Here is a 2,221-nt window from a genome sequence, read left to right as displayed (position 1 = left end):
CCGGCGGGGTACCGTTGAGAACCGGATACCGCGAAGAGACGGAACAAAGTGGAGACACCATTTAGAAGGTGTCAGCAGTGATGTACTTTTCAAGAACAGTTGTGTAAGGTCTGACTTAGTCAGGCCCCGTTCAACTTTTCCTTAACCAGTTTACAGAACGCTAATACATCGAATGGAATCCGATCCAGCGAGAAGCTGGTCGGGACGGGCACTCCGCGCCAACCATGATCGCGACCGGGCCTCCTGGCCCGGCCATCATATTGGACGGAGAGTTCGATCCTGGCTCAGGATGAACGCTGGCGGCGCGCCTAACACATGCAAGTCGAACGGCACCCACCCTCGGGTGGAAGCGAGTGGCGAACGGCTGAGTAACACGTGGAGAACCCGCCCCCTCCTCCGGGATAGCCTCGGGAAACCGTGGGTAATACCGGATGACCCCGCAGGGCCGCATGGCCCCGCGGGCAAAGCCCAGACGGGAGGGGATGGCTCCGCGGCCCATCAGGTAGACGGCGGGGTGACGGCCCACCGTGCCGACGACGGGTAGCCGGGTTGAGAGACCGACCGGCCAGATTGGGACTGAGACACGGCCCAGACTCCTACGGGAGGCAGCAGTGGGGAATCTTGCGCAATGGGGGGAACCCGTGACGCAGCGACGCCGCGTGCGGGACGAAGGCCCTCGGGTCGTAAACCGCTTTCAGCAGGGATGAGACAAGACGGTACCTGCAGAAGAAGCCCCGGCTAACTACGTGCCAGCAGCCGCGGTAATACGTAGGGGGCGAGCGTTATCCGGATTCATTGGGCGTAAAGCGCGCGTAGGCGGCCCGGCAGGCAGGGGGTCAAATGGCGGGGCTCAACCCCGTCCCGCCCCCTGAACCGCCGGGCTCGGGTCCGGTAGGGGAGGGTGGAACACCCGGTGTAGCGGTGGAATGCGCAGATATCGGGTGGAACACCGGTGGCGAAGGCGGCCCTCTGGGCCGAGACCGACGCTGAGGCGCGAAAGCTGGGGGAGCGAACAGGATTAGATACCCTGGTAGTCCCAGCCGTAAACGATGGACGCTAGGTGTGGGGGGACGATCCCTCCGTGCCGCAGCCAACGCATTAAGCGTCCCGCCTGGGGAGTACGGCCGCAAGGCTAAAACTCAAAGGAATTGACGGGGGCCCGCACAAGCAGCGGAGCATGTGGCTTAATTCGAAGCAACGCGAAGAACCTTACCAGGGCTTGACATGACCGTGAAGCCGGGGAGACCCGGTGGCCGAGAGGAGCGGTCACAGGTGGTGCATGGCTGTCGTCAGCTCGTGTCGTGAGATGTTTGGTTAAGTCCAGCAACGAGCGCAACCCCCGCCGCCATGTTGCCAGCACCTCGGGTGGGGCACCCATGCGGGACCGCCGGAGTCAATCCGGAGGAGGGCGGGGACGACGTCAAGTCATCATGCCCCTTATGCCCTGGGCTGCACACGTGCTACAATGGCCGGTACAGCGGGATGCGATGGCGCGAGCCGGAGCGGATCCCTGAAAGCCGGCCCCAGTTCGGATTGGGGGCTGCAACCCGCCCCCATGAAGTCGGAGTTGCTAGTAATCGCGGATCAGCATGCCGCGGTGAATGCGTTCCCGGGCCTTGTACACACCGCCCGTCACACCACCCGAGTCGTCTGCACCCGAAGTCGCCGGCCCAACCATCTGGGGGGAGGCGCCGAAGGTGTGGAGGGTGAGGGGGGTGAAGTCGTAACAAGGTAGCCGTACGGGAACGTGCGGCTGGATCACCTCCTTTCTAGGGAGAATCAGCTTACTAGAAAGCAACAGAGAACCAAATCTCACAATGTTACGGCGCAGGTGTGCCCGAGTCTCCGCCCGCCCCTTCGCGTGTCCGGTCCCCGGGGTAGCCCCGCGTACCTTGAGAGCCGCATAGCGACAAGACGGATCTATTACGATCTGATCGATTCTTCTATATTGAGATATGAGATATATCTTCCAATCTGCAAATATAGTAAGTTGCATGACGATCGCCGGTGACGAAAGTCACCGAGCGTATGCGACACCCAGACATTCAAGTGTCTAGATACGGCGTCCCGCACGGTCGTGCGGGAAGATATCTAGGGCGCACGGCGGATGCCTTGGCACATGGAGCCGATGAAGGACGCGGCAAGCTGCGATAATCCGCGGTTAGGGGCACACACCCTTCGACCCGCGGGTCTCCGAATGGGCGAACCCGCCAGGAGAAGT

2 rRNA genes are annotated in these 2,221 nt (G+C 62.0%); both read left to right on the top strand.

The features are described 5' to 3' along the window. Window positions 1-261 precede the first annotated feature (261 nt). Window positions 262-1,769: ribosomal RNA gene (locus COLINT_RS06590) — 16S ribosomal RNA — on the top strand. 311 nt (window positions 1,770-2,080) lie between these two features. Next, a 23S ribosomal RNA gene (locus tag COLINT_RS06585) occupies window positions 2,081-2,221 on the top strand; the annotation flags it as partial.

Source organism: Collinsella intestinalis DSM 13280 (genome assembly GCF_000156175.1).
GTDB lineage: Bacteria > Actinomycetota > Coriobacteriia > Coriobacteriales > Coriobacteriaceae > Collinsella > Collinsella intestinalis.
Note: the sequence above shows the minus strand (reverse complement) of the source record. Positions and strands in the feature narration are given on the sequence as shown.